We start from the raw sequence: 19453 nt of genomic DNA, 5'->3' as shown, positions 1-19453 counted from the left end.
CGCCCCTCGCGCCGGCGGCCGTCCCCGTTCCGTCCAGTCCGTCCGTCCGCTTGCCGATGACCCGACTCCCGTCTCCGGGGCCACGATCCGCCCGCCCGTCTGCCTCGCGCCGTCCTTCATCCCGCTTCCCGTTCCTGACGCCGATCGCCGCGCTGGTGCTGGCCGGCTGCGTCAACCTCGCGCCGGACTACCGCCGGCCCGACGCCGCCGTGCCGTCGCGGGGCACCGCCGCCACACCGGCTGCGACCGACGCCGCCGCGCTCGACTGGCATGCGGTGTTCCTGGACGAGCGCCTGCGCGGCGTCGTCGACCTGGCCGTGCGCGAGAACCGCGACCTGCGCGTGGCCGCGCTGCAGGTCGACCAGGCGCGCGCCGCCTTCCGCCAGACCGAGGCGCAGCGGCTGCCGACGCTGACCGCCTCGGCCGGCGCCAGTCGCGGCGGCAGCGCTGGGCAGGTGACGCAGCAGGTGTCGCTGCAACTGGCGCTGGCCAGCTATGAACTCGATGTCTTCAGCCGCGTCCGCAACCTGAGCGCGTCGGCGGAGCAGTCGCTGCTGGCCGCCGACGAGACGCGGCGCAGCGTGCAGATCAGCCTGGTGGCCGAAAGCGCGAGCGCCTGGCTCACCTGGGCCGCGGACCTCGAGCGCCAGCGGCTGGCCCAGCAGACGCTGGAGAGCCAGGAGCGCTCCTTCGCGCTGACGCAGCGCCGGCATGCGGCCGGCGCCGTCTCGGGCCTGGTGCTCGCGCAGGCCCGCACGGCGCTGGACAGCGCGCGGGCCGACGTGGCCGCGTGGCCGGCGACGATCGCCCAGGACCGGCATGCGCTGGAACTGCTGCTCGGCGCGAGCTTGCCCGCAGCGCTCGAGCCGCAAGCGACCGATGCGCTCGCCACGGTCAGCCTGCTGGTGGACCTGCCCGGCGGCGTGCCGTCGTCGGTGCTGCAGCGCCGGCCCGACGTGCAGGCCGCCGAGCACGCGCTGATCGCCCGCCATGCCGACATCGGCGCCGCGCGCGCCGCGCTGTTCCCGACCATCAGCCTGACCGCGAGCGCCGGCACCGGCAGCAGCGCCTTGTCGGGCCTGTTCAAGGCGGGCAGCGGGAGCTGGAGCCTCGGCCCGTCGGCCTCGCTGCCGATCTTCGACGGCGGCGCGCGCGACGCGGCGCTGCGCCAGGCCGAGGTCGGCCGCGACATCGCGCTGGCCAGCTACGACAAGGCCATCCAGACCGCGTTCCGCGAGGTGGCGGACGCGCTCGCCGTGCGCGCGACGCTGGCCGACCGGCTGGCGCTGCAGCAGTCGCTGCTCGCGTCCGCCGAGCGGCAGCTGCGCCTGGCGGAAACGCAGTACCGCGCCGGCAGCACGACGCAGCTGGACCTGCTCGACGCGCAGCGCTCGCTGGTGGCCGCGCAGCAGGCGCTGGTGACGTTGCGGCTGAGCGAGCAGCTCAACCGCCTCACGCTCTACAAGGTGCTGGGTGGTGGCTGGCAGCGCCCGTGAATGACCAGGGATTGAGGGAGATCCGATGAAGCAGTGGATGAAGCCAGGCCGGCTGGTGGCGGTCGCGGCGGGCGTGGTGGTGATGGCGCTGATCGTGAAGGCGGTTTGGTTCAGCCCGCCGCCGCCGCCGCAGGTGACCTCGGCGGCGGTCGAGCGCGGCGACCTGGAGGTCAGCGTGCTGGCCACCGGCACGATCAACGCCTACAAGCTGGTGAGCGTCGGCGCGCGCGCGACCGGCGAGGTCAAGCGGCTGGCGGTGGCGCTGGGCGACAAGGTCAAGGAAGGGCAGCTGATCGCCGAGATCGACGCGCTGACGCAGCAGAACGCGCTGCGCGATGCGCAGGCCTCGCTGCGCAGCGCCGAGGCGCTGCTCGGCGCCCGGCAGGCGACGCTGGTCCAGGCGGAGCTGGCCGCGAAGCGGCAGCGCGAACTGGCCGCCGGTGACGCCGGCGCCCGCGCCGACCTCGAGGCCGCCGAGGCCACGCTGAACACCGCGCGCGCCGATGTCGAGTCGCAGCGCGCGATGGTGGCGCAGGCGCGGATCAACGTGGACACCGCGCAGCTGAACCTCGGCTACGCCCGCGTGCTGGCGCCGATGGACGGCACCGTCGTCGCGATCGTGACCGAACAGGGCCAGACGGTGAACGCGGCGCAGACGGCGCCGACGATCATCAAGCTCGCGCGCCTGGACACGATGACGATCAAGGCCCGCATCTCCGAGGCCGACGTGCCGCGCGTGAAGCCCGGCATGCCGGTCCACTTCTCGCTGCTGGGCGAGCCGGATCGCCGCATCCAGGCGACGCTGCGCGCGGTCGAGCCCGGCGACACCACGCTGGCGGACAGCTCGGCGACGACCTCGACTTCCAGCTCCACGTCCGGCACGACCAACGCGATCTACTACAACGGCATCTTCGACGTGCCCAATCCGGACGGCACGCTGCGCATCAACATGACCGCGCAGGCGACCATCGTGCTGGCGCAGGCGAAGGCGGCGCTGACGATCCCGGTGGCGGCGCTCGGCGCGCGCGAGGGCAGCGGCGGCGATCGCCACAAGGTCCGCGTGCTCGGCGCCGACGGCCGCATCGAGGATCGCGTCGTCCGCGTCGGCCTGAACAATCGCGTGCGCGCGCAGGTGCTGGACGGCCTGAAGGAAGGCGAGCGCGTCGTGACCGCCGAGGCGGCGCCGCCCGGCGCGGCGAGCGACGGTCGTCGTCCGCCGCCGCGGATGTGAGCATGGCGGCCCTGCTCGAACTGCGCGGCCTGGTCCGCGAATACCCGGCCGGCGAAGGCACCGTCGCCGTCCTGCGCGATGTCGACCTGACGATCGAGGCCGGCGAGATGGTCGCCATCATCGGTCCGTCGGGCTCCGGCAAATCGACGCTGATGAACATCCTCGGCTGCCTGGACCGGCCCACGCGCGGCAGCTACCGCGTCGCGGGCCAGGAGACCGGCGCGATGGGGCCGGACGAGCTCGCCCGCCTGCGGCGCGAGCACTTCGGTTTCATCTTCCAGCGCTACCAGCTGCTGGGCGACCTGGACGCGGTCGGCAACGTCGAGATCCCGTCGATCTACGCCGGCGCGGGCACCGCGCATCGGCATGCGCGCGCCCGCTCGCTGCTGGCGCGGCTGGGCCTGGCCGAGCGCCTGCATCACCGGCCCGGCCAGCTGTCCGGCGGCCAGCAGCAGCGCGTGTCGATCGCGCGGGCGCTGATGAACGGCGGCGACGTGATCCTGGCCGACGAGCCCACCGGTGCGCTCGACCAGGCCAGCGGGCGCGAGGTCATGACCATCCTCGAGGAACTGCATGCCGACGGCCACACAGTGATCCTGGTGACGCACGACGCGCAGGTGGCGGCGCATGCGCAGCGGGTGATCGAGATCAGCGACGGCGTCATCGTCGCCGACCGGCGCCGGCCGGACGCGGCGCCGCCGGCGGTGCTGGCCAAGCCCGATCCGGCGCCGCCCGGCGCGGCCTGGGCGGCGGTGCTGGGGCGCGTGGCGGAGGCCACCGGCATGGCGCTCAAGGCGATGCTGGCGCACCGCCTGCGCACGCTACTGACGATGCTGGGCATCATCATCGGCATCGCCTCGGTGGTGTCGGTCGTCGGGCTGGGGCAGGGCACACGCGAGAAGGTGCTGGCCGACATCAGCGCGATGGGCACCAACACCATCGACGTCATGCCGGGCGAGGGTTTCGGTGACCGGCGGGCCGGCGCCATCCGGACGCTGCGGGCCGGCGACGCCGACGCGCTGGCGCAGCTCGACTACGTGGACAGCGTGACGCCGTCGGTCGCCGTGGCCGCGGGGCTGCGCTACCGCAGCGTCGACGTGAGCGCGAGCGTCACCGGCGTCGGCGAGCAGTTCTTCCGCGTGCGCGGCTACACGATGGCGCAGGGCCGGGCCTTCGACGCGGCGGCGGTGCGCGCCCGGGCGCAGGACGCGGTGATCGACGAGAACGCGCGCAAGACGCTGTTCCCGAATGGCGAGCCGGCGCTGGGCGAGGTCATCCTGCTGGGCAACGTGCCGGTGCGCATCGTCGGCGTGACGGCGAAGAAGGCCAGCGCCTTCGGCAACGACGACGCGATCAACGTCTGGGTGCCCTACACGACGGCGATGAGCCGCATGACCGGCCAGGACTACCTGCGCAGCATCACCGTGCGGGTCAGCGACGCGGTGCCCAACGCGGCGGCGGAGCAGGGCATCCGCACCCTGCTGGCGCAGCGCCATGGCGCGACCGACTTCTTCCTGTTCAACACCGACAGCATCCGGCAGACGGTGGAACAGACGACGGCGACGATCACGCTGCTGATCTCGTCGATCGCGCTGATCTCGCTGCTGGTCGGCGGCATCGGGGTGATGAACATCATGCTGGTGTCGGTGACCGAGCGCACCGGCGAGATCGGCGTGCGCATGGCCGTCGGCGCGCGCCAGAGCGACATCCTGCGCCAGTTCCTGATCGAGGCCGTGCTGGTCTGCCTGATCGGTGGCGGGCTGGGCGTGTCGCTGGCGGTCGGCGCCAGCCTGCTGTTCAACCACTTCGCCGCGGGGATGGGCTTCCGGATGATCGTCTCGATGACGGCGATCGCCGGCGCCTTCGCGGTGTCCTCGCTGATCGGGGTGATCTTCGGTTTCCTGCCCGCGCGCAGCGCCGCGCGCCTGGATCCGGTGGAGGCGCTGGCTCGACCCTGAGAGGGGTTCCCCGGGCTGTCGCGCGACAGCCCCTTCTGCTGACAGGACTTGACGCGCGGCCCATCGAGGGCCGCGTATCGTTTCCGCTCACAGCAACGGGAGACGACATGAGCACTGAACGGATCGATCGGCCGCTGGCCGGCCGCGTGGCCGTGGTGACCGGCGGGAGCCGGGGCGCGGGCCGGGGCATCGCGCTGGAACTGGGCGCCGCCGGCGCGACGGTCTACGTCACCGGCCGCAGCACCCGCGCGGAACCGGTGACGCAATACGGCCGCATCCAGGCGCTGTCGGGCCTGGACCGCATTCCCGGCACCGTCGATGACACCGCCGACGAGCTCACCGCGCTGGGCGGGCGCGGCATCGCCGCCCGCTGCGACCACACCGACGAAGCGCAGGTGCACGCGCTGTTCGAGCGGGTGCAGGCGGAGCAGGGCCGGCTGGACCTGCTGGTCAACAACGCGTGGGGCGGCCACGAGGTCTTCAGCGGCGTCTTTGACGCGCCGTTCTGGGAGCGCTCGATGGACGAGTGGGATGCGATGCTGGACCGGGGTGCGCGCAATCACCTGCTGGCCAGCCGCGCCGCGGCGCCGCTGATGATCGCGCGCGGCAGCGGCCTGATCGTCATCACCACCTTCTGGGACCGGGACCGCTTCCTCAAGGGCAACCTGGTCTACGACCTGGCCAAGGCGACGATGACGCGGCTGGCGAGCGCGATGGCGCAGGACCTGAAGCCGCATGGCGTGGCGTCGGTGGCGGTGTCGCCGGGTTGGATGAGGACCGAGTTCGTGCTCGCCGGCCATCACACCGACGAGGCGCACTGGCGCGAGCGCCCCGAGCTCGCGGGCACCGAGTCGCCGCGGTATGTCGGCCGCGCGGTCGTCGCGCTGGCGGCGGACCCGGCGGTGATGGCACGCAGCGGCCGGGTCTGGCGCGTCGGCGACCTGGCCGCCGAGTACGGCTTCACCGACATCGACGGCCGCCGCATTCCGCCCTTCGAGTTGGACGCGGGCTGACAGGGGCATTGCGCTTGCGCGATCATCGCGGCTCGTTCCGTCGAGTCCAGGATCCGCCGCCATGCCCACCTCCAGCGCGCCCTTCGCCCCGTTCTTCCTCGGCACCCGCCTGCCGCTGATCCAGGCGCCGATGGCCGGCGTGCAGGACGCGCGGCTGGCGATCGCGGTCAGCAACGCCGGCGGGCTGGGCTCGCTGCCCGCGGCGATGCTGGCGCCGGACGCCCTGCGCAAGGAGCTCCAGGCGCTGCGCGACGGCACCGACAAGCCGTTCAACGTCAACTTCTTCGCCCACACGCCGCCGTCGCCGGATGAGGCGCGCGAGAGGCACTGGCGCGATCGCCTCGGCCCGTACTACGCCGAGTTCGGCATCGACGCCGCGCAGATCCCGGCGGGACCGGGCCGGCAGCCCTTCACCGCGGAAATCGCCGACCTGGTCGAGCCCTTCAAGCCGCCGGTCGTGAGCTTCCATTTCGGCTTGCCGGCGCCGGAACTGGTCGCGCGCGTGAAGGGGTGGGGCAGCCTGGTGCTGGGCAGCGCCACCACGGTCGACGAGGCGCGCTGGCTCGAGGCCCACGGCGTGGACGGCGTGATCGCGCAGGGCTGGGAGGCCGGGGGCCATCGCGGCCATTTCCTCAGCGACGACCTGACGCGCCAGCCCGGCACGATGGCGCTGCTGCCGCAGATCGTGCGCGCGGTGCAGGTGCCGGTCATCGCGGCGGGCGGCATCGCCGACGCCCGCGGCATCCGCGCCGCGCTGGCGCTGGGGGCGTCGGCGGTGCAGCTGGGCACGGCCTTCCTGCTGTGCGAGGAAGCGACCACCAGCGCCGTCCACCGCGCGGTGCTGCGCGATCCCGCGCATCACCACACGGCGGTCACCAACCTCTTCACCGGCCGTCCGGCGCGCGGCGTCGTCAACCGCGTGATGCGCGAGGTCGGGCCGCTGAACGAGGCGGCGCCGCGCTTCCCGCTGGCCACCGCGAGCATCGCGCCGCTGCGCGCGAAGGCGGAGGCGCAGGGCAGTGGCGACTTCTCGCCGCTGTGGGCCGGACAGAACTTCGCGGCGCTGCGCGAGATCGGCGCCGCCGCGCTGGTGACGGAGCTCAGCGCCGCTTTCTGACCCTGGCCGCGCTCAAGGCAGCGGCGCGCCGCGGGCCGCTTCGTAGAGCGCGTACCACTCGCCGCGGCTGAGCTGCACCCGCAGCGCATCGCCGCAGGCGCGGATGCGATCCGGGTTGGCGCTGCCGATGACGGGCTGGATGCGCGCCGGGTGCTTCATCAGCCAGGCGAGCAGGATGCCTTCGGTGCTGACCTCGTGCCGCTGGGCCAGTTGCCGCACGAGCGCGCGTGCCGCCTCATCGGCCGGGTCCTGCGCGGTGTCGCCGCTGAAGCGGCCGCGGGCCAGCGCGCTCCAGGCCTGCAGCTGGATGCCGTGCTGCTGGCAATGCTCCATCGTGCCGGCCCAGGCCAGCGCGCCGGGGCGGCTGCCAGCCTGGCGGTCGTTGAAACAGGTGGCCGCGTCCAGCGGCTCCAGATGGCCCAGGCCCAGCTCCAGCTGGTTGACGACCAGCGGCTGTGCCAGCGCGTGGCCCAGCCAGGCCATCTGGCCGGCGTTCATGTTGGACACGCCGAAATGCGCGACCTTGCCCGCCGCGCGCAGGCGCTGGAAGGCCTCGGCGATCTCGTCGGGCTGCATCAGCGGATCGGGGCGGTGCAGCAGCAGGATGTCCAGGCGCTCGGTGCCCAGGCGCTGGAGGCTGGCCTCGACTGCCTCGACGATGTAGCCGCCGGACAGGTCGTAGCGCTTGGGGCCCTCGTCGTCGGCGAAGCGGATGCCGCACTTGCTCTGCAGCACGAGGCGGTCGCGCAGCGAAGGCTGGCGCTTGAACAGCGCGCCGAAGACCGACTCGGCCTTGCCGAAGGTGTAGATGTCGGCGTGGTCGAACAGGGTGACGCCGATCTCCATCGCCGCCTCGACGGCGGCCTGCGCGTGGTCGACATCCGCGTCGCTCCACGGTTGCCGGTCCCAGCCGCCGCCCAGGCCCATGCAGCCGTAGGCGAGGGGGCTGGCGGTCGGGAGGTGCTGCTGCAGCGGAAGGGCGGGGATCGCGGGGTTCACGGAGCTCATGGCGGGACCTGCGTCGTGGCGGAAACGGACATCGCGCCCGGGAGGGCGCGATGCGGTGGAGGCGCCTTCGTCAGGCGCGCGGTGCGGGATTGTGACGCGACGGGCGGGCGAGGCGTTTCAGCGCGGTTTCATCGCCCGGCGCCGGGACGGGGCTGGCTCGCGTCATGCCCGGCAAGGCTTCACGCCCACCGCCCTCTGCCTTACGCGCCGGCGTGGCCCGTCCGTCAGCAACAGTCACAATCGGCGATTCCGCCCATGACAGTCGACCGGTCCGCCCCCACCGCCTTCGCCGAGCGCGCGCTTGCCGCGCGTGCTGCGTCCATCACGCCTGCCACGTTCTTGCGACGCGCGTTCGCGGCGATGGCCATGCTGTTGGCGGCCGCCTTGGTCCCGGCGACGGCGGCACCGGTCGCGGCGGCGCGTGGCGCGAGCGCGCCGGCCGGCGCCGCCAGCGCGATCACCCCCGGCGACCTGGCGGATCCGGTCCGCGAGGTGAGCCAGTACAAGGTCGATCTCTGGCAGACCGAGCAGGGCCTGCCGCTCAACACCGTCCAGGCGCTGCTGCAATCGCGCGACGGCGGCCTGTGGATCGGCACCGCCGGCGGCCTGGCCCGTTTCGACGGCCGGCGCTTCATCAGCTTCGACGCCGCGCAGGCGCCGGACGTCGCCTCGCAGCCCGTCTTCGCGCTGCTGGAGGACCGCCAGGGCCGGTTGTGGATCGGGCACCCCGGCGGCGTCACGGTCTACGCGCAGGGGCGCTTCAGCGCGGCGATCTTGAAGGCACAGGCCGGCGGCCGGCGGATCTGGTCGCTCGCCGAAGACAAGTCCGGCGCGATCTGGGCCGCCGGCGACGGCGCGCTGGTCCGCTGGAAGGACGGCGCGGTCAAGACCTTCGGCGCCGCCGATGGCCTGCCCGCCGCGCGGCTGCGCACCGTCGCCTTCGACACGGCGGGCACGCTCTGGATCGCGACCACCGGCGCCGGCCTGTTCGCGATGACGACGGACGGCAAGTTCCATGTCTTCGACGCGTCGACCGGCTTCCCGCATCCGCAGGTGCGCTTCGTGCTGCCGGATCCGGCCGGCGGCGTCTGGGCCGCGACCGCCGGCGGCGGGCTGGTGCGCCTGCATGCGGTCGATCGCCCGGACATGCGCGTCTACACCACCGCCGACGGCCTGCCCAGCGACCACCTCACCGCGCTGGCCCGCGACCTCCGCGGCGACCTGTGGATCGGCAGCTGGGGCGCCGGCGTCAGCCGCCTCCATGACGGACGCTTCAGCACCATCTCCGCCGGGCCGGGGCCGGCCGGCGGGCTCGCCGGCGGCCAGGTCTGGTCGCTGATGGCGGACCGCGAGGGCAGCGTCTGGGTCGGCACCTGGGTCGACGGCCTGAACCGGCTGCGCAGCCGCGCCTTCACCGCGATCGGCACGCCGGAGGGCCTGAGCCACGACAACGTCCGCTCCGTCGTCGCCGCGCACGACGGCGCGATCTGGGCCGCGACCGCCGGCGGCGGCATCAACCGCCTGCGGGACGGCCGCATCACGACGTTGCGCCAGGCCGACGGCCTGCCCACCGACGAGGTCTCGACCATGCACGAGGCGCGCGACGGGACGCTGTGGATCGGCACCTACACCGCCGGTGTCGCGCGGCGGCTGCCCGATGGCCGGATCGAGCGCTTCGGCCCGGACAGCGGGCTGCCCGGCGTCGAGGTGCGGTCCCTCTACGAGGACCGCGACGGCACGGTGTGGGTGGGCACGCGCTCGGCGCTGGCGCGCTTCAACGGCCGCGGCTTCGAGCAGGTCCGCGCGCCCGGACTGCCCGACGAGGGCGTCGCCGCGATCCTGCAGGACCGCGCCGGCACGCTCTGGTTCGGCACCACCGGCCAGGGCCTGGTGCGCTGGCGCGACGGCAAGGCGCGGCACTTCAGCACCGCCGACGGCCTGCTGTCCGACTGGGTCATCGCGCTCAAGGAGGACGCGCGCGGCGCGCTCTGGATCGGCACGAACGGCGAGGGCATCAACCGCCTCAAGGACGGGAAGATCGGCGCGGTGCGCCCGGCCGACGGCCTGTGGGACGGGCTGTCGCAGGTGCTCCTCGAGGACCGCGCCGGCAACTTCTGGATCACCTGCAACCGCGGTTTCTACCGCGTCGCCCGCGACGACCTGGACGGCCTGATCGACGGCCGGCTCAAGCAGGTCCGCTCGGTCGGCTTCGGCCCGGGCGACGCGCTGCGCGCCACCAGCTTCGCCGGCAACCTGCAGGCCGCCGGCGCGATCGACGCGGCCGGACGCGCCTGGCTGCCGTCGTCGTCGGGGCTGGTCGTCGTGGATCCGGCGCGCCTGCCCGGCGGCGGCGAGCCCCCGGCCGTGCGCATCGAGCAGATCAAGGTCGACGGCGCGCCAGTGCCGCTGGACGGCCGCCCGCTGGACCTGCCGCCCGGCCCGGTGGCGTTGTCGGTGAGCCTGGCCGCCTCCACGCTGCGCGAGGCCGATCGGGTGCGCTTCCGCTTCTGGATGGAAGGCCTGTCGCGCGGCTGGACCGACGTGGGCCAGGACCGCGAACTGACCTTCCCGGCGCTGTCGCACGGCGAGTACCGGCTGCGGCTGGCCGCCTCGGCGGATGGCCAGCGCTGGCGCGAGGCGCAGGCGCCGCTGCCCGTCACCGTGCGGCCGCGCTTCCACGAGACCGGCTGGTTCCATCTCCTGGTGGGTCTGGCGGCGATCGGCGGCTTCGCCGGCGCCGTGATGCTGCGGATGCGCCAGCTGCGCCGTCGTCAGGTCGAGATGGAACGCCTGGTGGCCCAGCGCACCGAGGAACTGCGCCAGGCCAATGAGCATCTGAAGCAGCTGTCCTTCCTCGACGCCGTCACCGGCCTGCCCAACCGCCGCCGCTTCAACGAGGCGGCCGACGAGGAATGGCGCCGCGCGCGCCGCGCCGGCACCTCCCTGGCGCTGGTACTGGCGGATGTCGACGCCTTCAAGCCCTACAACGACCAGCTGGGCCACCTCAAGGGCGACGAGTGCCTGGCGGCGGTCGGCGCGGTGCTGGGGGCCTCGATCGGGCGGGCGGGCGACCTCGCGGCGCGTTATGGCGGCGAGGAATTCGTCGTGCTGCTGCCCGGCGCCGACCGCGACGCGGCGCAGCGGGTGGCCGAGCACATCCGCGCCGCCATCGAGTCGCTGGCGATCGCGCACCCGGCCTCGCCGGTGGGGCCGGTGATCACCGTCAGCCTGGGCGTCGCCGCCTGCGTGCCGGACGACGAACGTGGGCTGGAGAGCCTCATCGCCGAGGCCGACGACGCGCTCTACGCCGCCAAGCGCGACGGGCGCAACTGCGTGCGCTGAGGCGTCCGCGGGGGCGGCGCCGGGGCAACGACTGGCGCCCGGGCAGGCGCGTCGACAGCCGATGCGTCCTCTGCCAGGGGGATGCGGCCCTGTTCGGCCGCAAGGATTTCATTCCCGTGAAGCGAGCAAGGGTGTACAACCACGGACACCGCGTCAACCGTGTCCGTGCGCGCCTCCCCTCGCGCCCGTCGACCCGGCATCCCAGCGTCCGTCCGACCGTTGCCGACCATGACGACCACGCCTTCCGTCCGCCAGCACAGAGGCCGCACCTATGTTCTCGACGCGCTCGGGCAGGGCGCCGGGCCGTGGCGGGGACGCTTCGTCGTCAAGGGCGAAGAGGACGGCCGGCCGGGCGTCACCGCCTGGCATGAGCTGGAGGACGAATTTCCGTCCCCCGACGAGGCCGTCGCCCACGCCGACCGGGTGGCCTGCCAGTACATCGCCACCTTTGCGGAACAAGCGTGAGCAAACACGCGAGTCGCCCACTCCGCCAAGCCGCGTGCCCGGCCCCAATTCGGCGCGTGCGGCGCCTGTGGCGGGGGCATGCGCGCCGCGCCGGCCCTTCCTGACGAATCGAAGCGCGCAATGACGCGGGCCGCCGGCCCGTGGGCATCCTGCTTGCCCACGCCGCTCCGCCCATGGGTCCGGGGCCGGTTCATCCGGTCGCTTGCCGGCCCGCGCATTGCCCCGTCCAGGACTGACCGTGGGCTTTCAGGGAGAAAAGAACATGCCGACGTTGTCCAACTTCAAGATCGGAACGCGGCTGGCCGCCGCGTTCGCGATCGTGATCGCCTTGCTGCTGCTGGTGCTGGCTGTCGCCGTTTCGGTGCTCAATCGCACCAGCGGCACCATGGACCGGGTGGTCGATGACCGCTACGCCCAGATCGCCGTGAGCGACGACATCAAGAATGTCGGCGACCGCGGCGTGATCGTGATCGGCCGGCTGCTGATGGCCACCGATCCCGCGCAGGCCAAGCGCTACATGGACGAGTACGCCCTCGTCCGCGCCGCCAACACCGAGAACTTCGCGCGCTTCGAGAAGATGCTCAATACCGACGAGGCCAAGGCGATCTTCGCCGAGCAGTCGGAGGCCCGCAAAGCCTACGGGGCGGCGGTGCGCAAGCTCTTCGACCTGATCGCCGCGGGCCAGCGCGAGGAGGCCATGGCCGTCTACCAGGGCGACATGGCGCAGCTGCAGGTGCGCTATTACGCGCTGATCGACAAGATGGTCGAGTACCAGTCCAAGGCCATGGCCGACGACGTCGCCCGGGCCAAGGCGGACGCGCAGCGCTCCAAGCTCTGGATGAGCGTGGTGGCCGCGATCGCCGTGCTGCTGGGCGTGGTCACCGCCTACAGCATCACCCGCTCGATCACGCAGCGCATCCACGGCGCCATCGCGCTGGCGGAGGACGTCGCCAAGGGCGATCTCACGCCCCGCGAGCTGCCGCAGAGCAGCGACGAGATCGGCCGCCTGATCGCCGCGCTGCAGCACATGGTGCGCAGCCTGCACCGGATCGTCTCCGAGGTGCGACAGGGCGCGGACACGATCTCGGCCGCCGCCCGCGAGGTGGCGCAGGGCAACGCCGACCTGTCGGCGCGCACCGAGGCCCAGGCCAGCGCGCTGCAGCAGACGGCGTCCGCGATGGAGCAGCTCACCGCCGCGGTGCGCATGAGCGCCGACAACGCCGACCAGGCCAATGCCAGCGCCGCGTCCGCGTCGCAGGTGGCGAGCGCGGGCGGCAAGGCGGTGGGCGAGGTGGTCGCGACGATGAGCTCGATCTCCGCGTCCTCGCAGCGCATCGGCGAGATCATCGGCACGATCGACGGCATCGCCTTCCAGACCAACATCCTGGCGCTGAACGCCGCGGTCGAGGCCGCCCGGGCCGGCGAGCACGGCCGCGGCTTCGCGGTCGTCGCCTCGGAGGTCCGGGCGCTGGCGCAGCGCTCGGCCGGTGCCGCGCGCGAGATCAAGGACCTGATCGTCGCGTCCACCGAGCAGGTCGGCGCCGGCAGCCGGCTGGTCGAGCAGGCCGGCGCCACCATGACCCAGGTCGTCACCGGCATCCAGCAGGTCAGCGGCGTGGTCGCCGAGATCAGCGCCTCCAGCCGCGAGCAGAGCATGGGCATCGAGCAGGTCAACATGGCCATCATGCAGATGGACGACACCACGCAGAAGAACGCGGCGATGGTCGAGCAGAGCACCGCCTCGGCCAAGGCGCTGGAGGACGAGGCCGCCCATCTGAACAACGCGGTCCGCGCCTTCGTGCTGTAGCGCCGGCGCGCCCCGTGCCCGCGGCACTGTCATCGCCGCGCCGTCTTCGTCGACTCACCAGGGAGCGACCCGCATGAACGACAGGATCCAGGAGGGCGCGACGGCGCCCGCATCCCTTTCCCCCGCACCGTCCGCTTCGTCGCCGGTCTCGCCGCCCGCCGCGGCGCGCTGGCGCCCCGAGGTGCTGGCCTTCATCGAGGCGCACCGCCGCGACGGCCACCGCAGCGCGCGGCTCGACCCGCTGGGCGTGTCGAGGCCCGCCGATCCGGGGCTGCTCGATCCGCAGTGCTTCGGCCTGCAGCCCGGCGAATGGCTGTCGCCGGCCGGCGCGCCGCTGTGGAGCGCGCGCACCGTCGGTGACCTGGACCGCGCGCTCAAGGCCATCTACTGCGGCGGCCTGGCCTTGGACGCCAGCGCGGTGCGCGACGCGTCGCGGCGCGACTGGCTGCATCACGAGATGGAGGCCTCGCCGCCGGTGCCGGGCGGCGCCGCGGAGCGGCTCGCGCTGCTGGACCGGCTGATCCGCGCGCAGGGCTGGGAGGAGCATGTCGCCCAGGCCTTCCCGCATGCGAAGCGCTTCTCGCTGGAAGGCAACGAGACGCTGATCCCGCTGCTGGACGCGCTCTGCGCCGAGGCGGCCGACCACGGCGTGCGGCGGATCTTCCTGGGCATGCCGCACCGCGGGCGGGTCAACGTGCTGGTCAACCTGATGGGCTTCCCGCCGGCGCGGGTGCTGGACCACTTCGATCCGAAGTCGCCGCATCCGGAGCGCCACACCGACCTGGTCTATCACCTGGGCGGCGAGCGCGAGCTGGACACGCCGCGCGGCCGCCTGACGCTGACGCTGGCGCACAACCCGTCCCATCTGCAGAGCGTGCATCCGGTGCTGACCGGCCTGGCGCGCGCCTGCCAGGACGCGCTCAGCCGCGAGCGCGCCGACCAGGACGGCCGGCGCCTGGTGCTGCCGCTGATGCTGCATGGCGACGCCGCCTTCGCGGGGCAGGGCGTGGTGATGGAGACGCTGATGCTGGGCGGCAAGCCGGGTTACACCGTCGGCGGCACGGTGCACGTGATCATCAACAACCAGGTCGGCTTCACCGAGCCCAACCCGATGAGCGCCTGGCCCGCGCAGTACTGCACCGACGTCACCCGCATGATCGATGCGCCGGTCCTGCGCGTGAACGCGGACGAGCCCGAGCAGGCGCTGCGGGCCGCCGCGATCGCGATGGCCTGGCGCGCGCGCTTCGGTTCCGACATCGTCATCGACCTGATCGGCTACCGCCGGCTCGGCCATTCGGAAAGCGACGTGCCGGCGCTGACGCGGCCGCGCATCCATGCGCTGACGCAGTCGCACCCGACCATCGTCGATCGCTACGCCGCGGCGCTGCGCGCCGATCGCGTCGTGCCGCCCGACACCGACCTGGCCTCGCACGTGACGCGTAGCCGGGTGCGGGCCCACCAGGCCTTCTCCGATCCCGCGCTGCCGGCCGAGGACGAGACGCCGTCGCCGCTGCGCCGGCCGGGCACGGTGCCGGCCCTGGACGCGGCCGGCGTGCAGGCGCTGATCGACCCGATGACGAGCCTGCCCGACGGCTTCGAGCCGCATGCGATGGTGCGCACGCTGGTCGACCACTGGCGCCGCATGGCCGGGCTGGCCGAGCCGCCGCTGCGGGCCGACTGGTGCTTCGCCGAGAACCTGGCCTACGCCACCATCCTGCGCGGCGGACTGAACGTGCGGGTCTCCGGCATGGACGTGCGCCGCGGCACCTTCCTGCACCGCCAGGCGGTCTGGACCTCGCAGGAGGCTGGCGGTGCGGGCGGCGCGCGCGACGGCACGGCCGCGGAGTTCGTGCCGCTGCGCCAGGTGGCGGCCGGCGACGGCCCCAGCGGCCGCTTCGACATCCACAACTCGCCGCTGTCCGAGGAGGCGGTGCTGGGCTTCGAGTACGGCTACAGCGTCGGCGCCGCACGCACGCTGACGGTGTGGGAAGCGCAGTTCGGCGACTTCGTCAACGGCGCCCAGGTCTTCGTCGACCAGTACATCAGCTCGGGCGAGGAGAAGTGGGGCGACACCTCCTCGCTGGCGGTGCTGCTGCCGCATGGCAACGAGGGCATCGGGCCGGACCACTCGAGCGGCTACCTGAGCCGCTTCCTGCAGCTGTGCGGCGAGGACAACCTGCGCGTGGCCTGCCCGTCGACGGCGGCGCAGTGGTTCCACCTGCTGCGCCGGCAGGCCTTCGACACGCTGCGCAAGCCGCTGATCGTGATGTCGCCCAAGGGCACGCTCTATTGGGAGAAGGCCTCGCACGCCGGGATTGACGAGCTGACCGGGGGCAGCTTCCAGACGGTCATCGACGACACGACGGTCGAGGACCCGCGCCAGGTCGAGCGCCTGCTGCTGTGCAGCGGCAAGGTCTATTACGACCTGGACCGCGGGCGACGCTCGGTCGCGCGGGCGGACCTGGCGGTGGCGCGGATCGAGCAGTTCTATCCATTCCCGGCGCAGGCGCTGGAGGCCTTGCTGGCGCGGTATCCGGCGCTGGTGGAAATCACCTGGGTGCAGGAGGAGCACCGGCAGCAGGGCGCCTGGTCCTTCATCCGCGAGCAGATGGATGAGCTGCTGCCACCGCACGCGCGGTTGCGCTGCGTGGCGCGGCGGCCGAACGGCTCGGGCGCCACCTCCTCGCACGCCATCCATCAGCTGGAGCAGGTGGAACTGGTCGCCCGCGCGCTCGGCGAAGCCTAGGCGCGCCGCGCCCGCAGCCGGCGCCGGGCGCGCGTCAGCGCAGGCGCTTGATCAGGCTGGAGGTGTCGAGGCGGCCGCCGCCCTTGGCCTGCACGTCGGCATAGAACTGGTCCACCAGGGCGGTCAGCGGCAGGCGCGCACCGTTGCGGCGCGCCTCGTCGAGCACCAGCCCGAGGTCCTTGCGCATCCAGTCCACGGCGAAGCCGAAGTCGAACTTGTCCTCGACCATGGTCTTGCCGCGGTTGTCCATCTGCCAGCTCTGGGCGGCGCCCTTGCCGATGACCTCGAGCACCAGCGGCATCGGCAGGCCGCTCTTCTGGCCGAAGGCGATCGCCTCGGACAGGCCCTGGACGATGCCGGCGATGCAGATCTGGTTGACCATCTTCGCGAGCTGCCCGGCGCCGGCCTCGCCCACGCGGGTCACGGCCTTGGCGAAGTGCATCGCGACCGGCTGGATGCGTCCGAAGACGGCCTCGTCACCGCCGCACATGACGGTCAGCGCGCCGTTCACCGCGCCGGCCTGGCCGCCGGAGACCGGGGCGTCGATGAAGTGCAGGCCCTGTCGCATCGCTTCGGCCGCGAGCTCGCGGGCGACTTCGGCCGAGGCGGTGGTGTGGTCGACGAGGACCGCGCCGGGCTTCATGCCGGCGAAGGCGCCGTCGGCGCCCAGCACGACGGAGCGCAGGTCGGCGTCGTTGCCGACGCAGCAGAAGACGATGTCGGCGCCCTGGGCCGCCTCACGCGGCGTCGCGGCCGACTGCCCGCCGAACTCGGCGACCCAGGCCTGTGCCTTGGCGGGCGTCCGGTTGTAGGCGACGACCCCATGCCCGGCCTTGGCGAGATGGCCCGCCATCGGGAAGCCCATGACGCCGAGGCCGAGGAAGGCGACGCGCAGGGGAGGGAGGGAGTCGTAGGAACGCTGGCCGATGCTGCTCATGGAGGAACCTGTCGGTGGGTGGATGAAGACCCGCCGATTGTGTCCCTCCCGCGCGCTCAGACGATGGTCAGGTGTTCGGTGCCCGACGCCAGGTCGCCGCTGCGCGCCCGCTCGCTGTTGAGCTTGATCTGCAGCCGCAGGTCGTTGACCGAGTCGGCATTGCGCAGCGCGTCCTCGTAGGTGACCTTGCCGAATTCATAGAGGTCGAACAGCGCCTGGTCGAAGGTCTGCATGCCGAGCTCGCGCGAGCGCTTCATGATTTCCTTGATCTCGCCCACCTCGCCCTTGAAGATCAGGTCGCTGATCAGCGGCGTGTTCAGCAGGATCTCGACCGCGGCGATCCGGCCCTTGCCCTCCTGGCGCGGCAGCAGCCGCTGCGAGACCAGTGCCTTCAGGTTGAGCGACAGGTCCATCAGCAGTTGGGCGCGGCGCTCTTCGGGGAAGAAGTTGATGATCCGGTCCAGCGCCTGGTTGGCGCTGTTGGCGTGCAGCGTGGCCATGCACAGGTGGCCGGTCTCGGCGAAGGCGACGGCGTGCTCCATCGTCTCGCGGTCACGGATCTCGCCCATCAGGATCACGTCCGGCGCCTGGCGCAGCGTGTTCTTCAGCGCCTGCTCCCAGCCTTCGGTGTCCAGGCCGACCTCGCGCTGGCTGACGATGCAGTTCTTGTGCGGATGGACGAACTCGACCGGGTCCTCGATCGTGATGATGTGGCCGTAGGTGGTCTCGTTGCGGTGGTCGACCATCGCCGCCAGCGTCGTGCTCTTGCCCGAGCCGGTGGCGCCCACCAGGATCACCAGGCCGCGCTTGGTCTGGGTGACGTCCTTCAGGACCACGGGCAGGTCCAGCGACTCGATCGTCGGCAGGGTCTGGGGGATGGTCCGCAGCACCAGCGCCACGTGGCCCTGCTGGATGTAGGCGTTGACGCGGAAGCGGCCGATGCCCTGCGGCGAGATCGCGAAGTTGCACTCCTTGGTGCGCTCGAAATCGGCCGCCTGCTTGTCGTTCATGATGGCCCGCGCCAGCTGCAGCGTGTGCTGGCCGGTCAGCGGCTGGGGCGACACCTTGGTCACCTTGCCGTCGACCTTGACCGCGGGCGGGAACTCCGCCGTCAGGAACAGGTCGGAGCCCTTGCGCGACACCATCAGGCGCAGCAGGTCGTTGATGAACTTGGTGGCCTGATCGCGTTCCATGGCGAGGTCCTGTCCTTATGCCGGGGCGCCGTCGCTCAATCGCCCGGGTCCCGGTCGTGTTTGTCGTTGGGGGCGGGTCAGCCGGGGAAGTTCTCGGGGAACTTGGCCTTCAGCCGGGCCTCGGCCGGGCTGATCATGTTGCGGCGGACCAGGTCGGTGAGGTTCTGGTCCAGCGTCTGCATGCCCAGGTTGTTGCCGGTCTGGATCGAGGAGTACATCTGCGCGATCTTGTTCTCGCGGATCAGGTTCCGGATCGCCGAGGTGCCCAGCATGATCTCGTGCGCCGCCAGCCGGCCGTTGCCGTCCTTGGTCTTGCACAGCGTCTGCGAGATCACCGCCTGCAGCGATTCCGACAGCATCGCGCGGACCATTTCCTTCTCCGCCGCGGGGAACACGTCCACGATCCGGTCCACAGTCTTGGCGGCCGAGGAGGTGTGCAGCGTGCCGAAGACCAGGTGGCCCGTCTCCGCGGCGGTCAGCGCCAGGCGGATGGTTTCCAGGTCGCGCATTTCGCCCACCAGGATGCAGTCCGGGTCCTCCCGCAGCGCCGAGCGCAGCGCGTTGGAGAAGCTCATCGTGTGCGGGCCCACCTCGCGCTGGTTGACCAGGCACTTCTTGGACTCGTGCACGAACTCGATCGGGTCCTCGACGGTCAGGATGTGGCCGTACTCGTTCTCGTTGAGGTGGTTGATCATCGCGGCCAGCGTCGTCGACTTGCCCGAGCCGGTCGGGCCGGTGACCAGCACCATGCCGCGCGGCTTCATCGCCAGGTCCGCGAAGACCTTGGGGCAGTTGAGCTGCTCCAGCGTCAGGATCTTGCTCGGGATGGTCCGGAACACGGCGCCGGCGCCGCGGTTCTGGTTGAACGCGTTGACGCGGAAGCGCGCCAGGCCCTGGATCTCGAACGAGAAGTCGCACTCCAGCGTCTCCTCGTAGGTCTTGCGCTGGGCGTCGCTCATGATGTCGTAGACCATGTCGTGCACCTGGCGGTGCTCGAGGGCCTCGACGTTGATGCGGCGCACGTCGCCATGGACGCGGATCATGGGGGGCAGACCAGCGGACAAGTGAAGGTCGGAGGCCTTGTTCTTGACCGAGAATGCCAGCAGTTGGGTGATGTCCATGGGATAGGGAAAAGCGTTG

At 72.3% G+C, this 19453-nt stretch carries 13 protein-coding genes; 9 read left to right on the top strand and 4 right to left on the bottom strand.

All coding sequences use genetic code 11. From position 1 onward, the window contains the following. Positions 1-56 precede the first annotated feature (56 nt). From FHT37_RS15370 to FHT37_RS15350, 5 genes are all read left to right on the top strand, one after another. Entirely contained in the window at positions 57-1496 is a 1440-nt protein-coding gene (locus tag FHT37_RS15370; RefSeq protein WP_183482609.1) for an efflux transporter outer membrane subunit, read from the top strand. Positions 1497-1521: 25 nt separating this feature from the next. After that, on the top strand, positions 1522-2727 hold the full coding sequence (locus FHT37_RS15365; RefSeq protein WP_183482607.1) for an efflux RND transporter periplasmic adaptor subunit: 1206 nt from the start codon (positions 1522-1524) through the stop codon (positions 2725-2727). Between the two features lie 2 nt (positions 2728-2729). Continuing rightward, a complete protein-coding gene (locus tag FHT37_RS15360) occupies positions 2730-4685 on the top strand; it encodes a MacB family efflux pump subunit (protein ID WP_183482605.1) in 1956 nt (651 codons plus the stop codon). A 107-nt stretch (positions 4686-4792) separates the two neighbouring features. Then, complete coding sequence (locus FHT37_RS15355) at positions 4793-5698, top strand: SDR family NAD(P)-dependent oxidoreductase (protein WP_183482603.1); 906 nt, start codon at positions 4793-4795, stop codon at positions 5696-5698. Positions 5699-5759: 61 nt separating this feature from the next. Beyond that, entirely contained in the window at positions 5760-6815 is a 1056-nt protein-coding gene (locus FHT37_RS15350) for a nitronate monooxygenase family protein (protein ID WP_183482601.1), read from the top strand. A gap of 12 nt (positions 6816-6827) precedes the next feature. On the opposite strand, the gene FHT37_RS15345 is transcribed toward FHT37_RS15350, so the two are convergent. Beyond that, a complete protein-coding gene (locus tag FHT37_RS15345; protein WP_183482599.1) occupies positions 6828-7823 on the bottom strand; it encodes an aldo/keto reductase family oxidoreductase in 996 nt (331 codons plus the stop codon). Between the two features lie 339 nt (positions 7824-8162). On the opposite strand from FHT37_RS15345, the gene FHT37_RS15340 reads away from it, so the two are divergent. The 4 genes from FHT37_RS15340 to FHT37_RS15325 all read left to right on the top strand — a co-directional run bounded on the left by FHT37_RS15340 (position 8163) and on the right by FHT37_RS15325 (position 16183). Then, positions 8163-11165 (top strand): two-component regulator propeller domain-containing protein, encoded by a 3003-nt coding sequence (locus FHT37_RS15340; RefSeq protein WP_183482597.1) that lies wholly within the window; start codon positions 8163-8165, stop codon positions 11163-11165. Between the two features lie 228 nt (positions 11166-11393). Beyond that, on the top strand, positions 11394-11630 hold the full coding sequence (locus tag FHT37_RS15335) for a hypothetical protein (RefSeq protein ID WP_183482594.1): 237 nt from the start codon (positions 11394-11396) through the stop codon (positions 11628-11630). Between the two features lie 262 nt (positions 11631-11892). Then, positions 11893-13437, top strand: coding sequence for a methyl-accepting chemotaxis protein (locus FHT37_RS25700; RefSeq protein ID WP_183482592.1), 1545 nt, complete (start codon positions 11893-11895; stop codon positions 13435-13437). Positions 13438-13510: 73 nt separating this feature from the next. Continuing rightward, the gene (locus tag FHT37_RS15325) at positions 13511-16183 is read left to right on the top strand and encodes a 2-oxoglutarate dehydrogenase E1 component (RefSeq protein WP_183482590.1); all 2673 of its coding nucleotides are present in this window, start codon (positions 13511-13513) and stop codon (positions 16181-16183) included. Between the two features lie 34 nt (positions 16184-16217). Here the strand turns inward: FHT37_RS15325 and FHT37_RS15320 are convergent, their stop codons facing one another. The 3 genes from FHT37_RS15320 to FHT37_RS15310 all read right to left on the bottom strand — a co-directional run bounded on the left by FHT37_RS15320 (position 16218) and on the right by FHT37_RS15310 (position 19434). After that, positions 16218-17120 carry an NAD(P)-dependent oxidoreductase gene (locus FHT37_RS15320; protein ID WP_183482588.1) on the bottom strand — a complete coding sequence of 301 codons (903 nt, stop codon included), beginning with the start codon at positions 17118-17120 and terminating at the stop codon, positions 16218-16220. 56 nt (positions 17121-17176) lie between these two features. Further along, positions 17177-18313 carry a PilT/PilU family type 4a pilus ATPase gene (locus tag FHT37_RS15315; RefSeq protein WP_147241816.1) on the bottom strand — a complete coding sequence of 379 codons (1137 nt, stop codon included), beginning with the start codon at positions 18311-18313 and terminating at the stop codon, positions 17177-17179. 77 nt (positions 18314-18390) lie between these two features. Then, positions 18391-19434, bottom strand: coding sequence for a type IV pilus twitching motility protein PilT (locus FHT37_RS15310; protein WP_091731552.1), 1044 nt, complete (start codon positions 19432-19434; stop codon positions 18391-18393). Positions 19435-19453 lie beyond the last annotated feature (19 nt).

The sequence above is a fragment of the Mitsuaria sp. BK037 genome, from assembly GCF_014193045.1.
Taxonomy (GTDB): Bacteria; Pseudomonadota; Gammaproteobacteria; order Burkholderiales; family Burkholderiaceae_C; genus Roseateles.
This window is presented reverse-complemented; position numbering and strand designations above follow the sequence as displayed.